Origin of the sequence: Streptomyces glaucescens (assembly GCF_002154375.1) — a bacterium.
GTDB classification, from domain to species: domain Bacteria; phylum Actinomycetota; class Actinomycetes; order Streptomycetales; family Streptomycetaceae; genus Streptomyces; species Streptomyces glaucescens.
On the sequence record NZ_MUND01000563.1, the window covers coordinates 1 to 3,138 of the forward strand.

At 72.9% G+C, this 3,138-nt stretch carries 4 protein-coding genes; 3 read left to right on the plus strand and 1 reads right to left on the minus strand.

From position 1 onward, the window contains the following. Positions 1 to 42: 42 nt before the first annotated feature. Positions 43 to 783 carry a zinc-binding dehydrogenase gene (locus tag CCN42_RS44975; RefSeq protein WP_245877559.1) on the minus strand — a complete coding sequence of 247 codons (741 nt, stop codon included), beginning with the start codon at positions 781 to 783 and terminating at the stop codon, positions 43 to 45. Positions 784 to 1,476: 693 nt separating this feature from the next. Here CCN42_RS44975 and panD point away from each other — a divergent pair. The 3 genes from panD to CCN42_RS31875 are packed head-to-tail and all read left to right on the plus strand — an operon-like array spanning position 1,477 to position 2,924. Further along, positions 1,477 to 1,896 (plus strand): aspartate 1-decarboxylase, encoded by a 420-nt coding sequence (gene panD, locus CCN42_RS31865; RefSeq protein ID WP_086740804.1) that lies wholly within the window; start codon positions 1,477 to 1,479, stop codon positions 1,894 to 1,896. A 21-nt stretch (positions 1,897 to 1,917) separates the two neighbouring features. Further along, complete coding sequence (locus CCN42_RS31870) at positions 1,918 to 2,262, plus strand: GNAT family N-acetyltransferase (protein ID WP_086740806.1); 345 nt, start codon at positions 1,918 to 1,920, stop codon at positions 2,260 to 2,262. Positions 2,263 to 2,279: 17 nt separating this feature from the next. After that, positions 2,280 to 2,924 (plus strand): aspartate/glutamate racemase family protein, encoded by a 645-nt coding sequence (locus CCN42_RS31875; RefSeq protein ID WP_086740807.1) that lies wholly within the window; start codon positions 2,280 to 2,282, stop codon positions 2,922 to 2,924. Positions 2,925 to 3,138 lie beyond the last annotated feature (214 nt).

The following is a 3,138-nucleotide window of genomic DNA, read 5'->3' on the forward strand; positions in this document are numbered from 1 at the left end:
GGCCGGGCATTGCGCCCGGCCGGGCGGTGGTCGGACCTCTGATCAGCGTCTCCGACGGCACCCCTCGGGCCCGGTGACACCACCCCCCAGGTCATCCGTACGACAGGGGGCAACAGTCATGCCGGGCCCGGAGGCCAGCGGCCCTCTTGCAGGACCGCGAAGAAGATAACGGGGCGGTGACCGGATCGCACGCGCCGTGCGGGATGAGTCGGCCACCGCCCCTCCTAGCACGAGGCGGATCGGGTCTCCGATCTTCTTCTCCAGTCGGGCGACGACGTCTGCGGCTTCGGCCAGCGAGATGTGGGCGCTGACGGAGGGGCCGAGGTTGATGCGCCCGGCGGCGGCTAGTCCGACGAGCTGTTCCACGTGCTCCGGCTCGGAGCCGTAGTGTCCGCGGATCTGCCGGACGTTGAAGCAGAAGTCGATGCTGTCGGCGACGGTGACCGGCTCCGGGGTGAGGCCAGCGAGCACCAGGACGCCGTTCGGACCGAGCACGATGGTGGCCTGGGCGCGGGCCGCTCCGACGCTGGCGAACTCGAAGGCGACGTCGATGCCCCGGCCCGCCGTGGCCTCGGGCACCGCCTCGGCGAAGTCTCCGGCCATAGGGTCGAGCGCGTGGTCGGCGCCGAAGAGGAGGGCGCGCTCGCGGGCGGAAGGCAGCGGGTCGAAGGCGGTGACGGGGGCGGCGCCGACCAGGCGGGCGAGCCGGATGCCGTGGGCGCTGAGGCCCCCGGCTCCCCAGATGCCGACGGCCTGCGCGGGGCGGACCGCGCCGGTGTCCACGATCGCGGCGTACGGGGTGGAGACGGCGTCGGGGTGATCGCGGCCTGGTCGAACGGCAGGTGGTCCGGGATGGGGAGCAGGGTGTCCTCCCGGGCGAGGGCGTACTGGGCCCAGCCACCGTCGGAGTCCACTCCCCGGCCAGAGGTTGGCGGCAGAGCATGTGGCGCAAGCGGTCAGCGCAGTCGCCGCACGCCTGCCCGGCCTGGAGCACGACCAGCCGGCCGGGGGCCAGTCGCCCTTCACCTCGGGGCCGACGGTGTGGACGACGCCGGCCACCTCGTGGCCGGGCGTGATGGCGACGGAGTCCTTGACGGCGCCGACGGGGTAGAAGGGGCTCAGGGTTCGGTACGGAGACGGAAGCGGCGCCCGACTCGCTCGTGGCCGCACGGCGTTTATGGGCGCGGCCCCTTTGGGCAGTGACCCGCGCTATGCCCTCAGGCTCCTGATATGCCGTCAGGTAAGTCAGCGTTTCGTCAGCATCGGTCCTGGCGCGTTCCTCGAAGAGTGTTCGGGTAGGGGCGTGTTCGAAGAGCCAGAACAGCCTGGTTCGCACGGAAACCCAGGCAGTGAGCCGACTCACCGAAGTGAAGCGATGTTCCTCACAATCTTCGAGTCAGGCGCGTCCCAGTTGTAGAGTGATATCGCCCTTGACCTGCAGAAAGCGGGCAGGGAGCCGTCCTCAGGGAGTCCAAAGTGCTGCGTACTTTGTTCAAGTCCAAGATCCACCGCGCCACCGTCACCCAGGCCGACCTGCACTACGTGGGATCGGTGACCATCGACGCGGATCTGCTCGACGCCGCCGATCTGCTCCCCGGGGAGCTGGTCCACATCGTCGACATCACCAACGGCGCCCGCCTGGAGACGTACGTCATCGAGGGTGAGCGCGGCTCGGGTGTGGTCGGGATCAACGGGGCCGCCGCGCACCTCGTCCACCCCGGAGACCTGGTGATCATCATCAGCTACGCTCAGGTCTCCGACGCCGAGGCGCGGGCGCTGAAGCCCCGGGTGGTGCACGTGGACCGCGACAACCGGATCGTGGACCTCGGCAGTGATCCGGGGGAGCCGGTGCCGGGCTCGGACCAGCAGCGCAGCCCGCAGGCCGTGCGGGTCTGACCGACGCACCAGGAGCGTGCCATGAGCGAGACACAGATCCGCGACGACCGGGCGGCGGGCCGCCTGGAGGCCCTCGGGGAGGGCGAGGTCGTCGGGCACATCGAGTACTTCGTGCTCGACTCGCCGGCCCGCTCCCTGGTACCCGTCCACACCCTCGTGGAACCGGCCCACGAGGGGAAGGGCATAGCGGGCTCGCTGGCGCGTGAGCTGTACGGCCTCGCCGAGCGCGAGGGCATACCCGTCGCCCCGCTGTGCCCGTACGTCGTCAAGTGGGCCGAACGCCACCCCGAGGAGGCGCCCCCGGCCGACCCGGAGCTGCTGCGCGCGGCGAAGCAGTGGCTGGTGGCCCACCCGGGGCGGTTCTGATCAGCGGTAACCGGCCCGTGCTCGCCCTGCTGCACACCTCGCCCGTCCACGTCCCGGTCTTCGACGCGCTGCGCGACGCCGACCGGCCGGGACTGCGGCTGCGCCACCTGGTCCGTGAGGACCTGCTGGAGCGGGCCCGGCGGGACGGCCCCGAAGCGGTGGCCGACGAGATACGGGCCGTACTGGTGCGGGCCGCGGGTGACGGGGCGCGCGCCGTGCTGTGCACCTGCTCGACCCTCGGGGGTGTGGCGGAGGCGGCCGCCGCCGTCGCCGGGGTGCCGGTGCTGCGCGTCGACCGTCCGATGGCTGCCGCCGCGGTGGCCGCGGGCCCGCGCGTGGTGGTGCTCGCCGCGCTGGAGAGCACGCTGGGCCCGACGGCCGCGCTGATCGAGGAAGAGGCGCGCCGCGCCGGACGAGCCGTCGCGGTGCGTACCGTGCTCGTCGACGGCGCCTGGTCCCGCTTCGAGGCGGGCGACACCGCGGGGTACACCCGGCGGGTCGCGGCGGCGGCCGACGCGCTGACCCCCGCCGACGCCGACGCGATCGTGCTCGCACAGGCCTCCATGGCGCCGGCCCAGCGGCTGACGACGACCACCGTGCCCGTCCTGTCCTCCCCGCGTCCGGGCCTCGCGGCGGCCGCGGAGGCGGCGCTCGCGGGGTGAGCCCACCTGGACCGCCGTATTGACGCCCCCGGGTGAGTGCCGGACCGGACGCCGGGTATGCGGGGGAGTAGTCCAGAGCCACCGTTCGCCGACTGGCTGGAGGACAACCGTGACCGACCCGTATCCCGATCCCGTACAGCCGCCGCCGACTCCCGGTCCCGATCCGGCGACCCCCGAGCCGCCCCCCGGGCCGGTCCCGGCTCCGGAGCCGGGA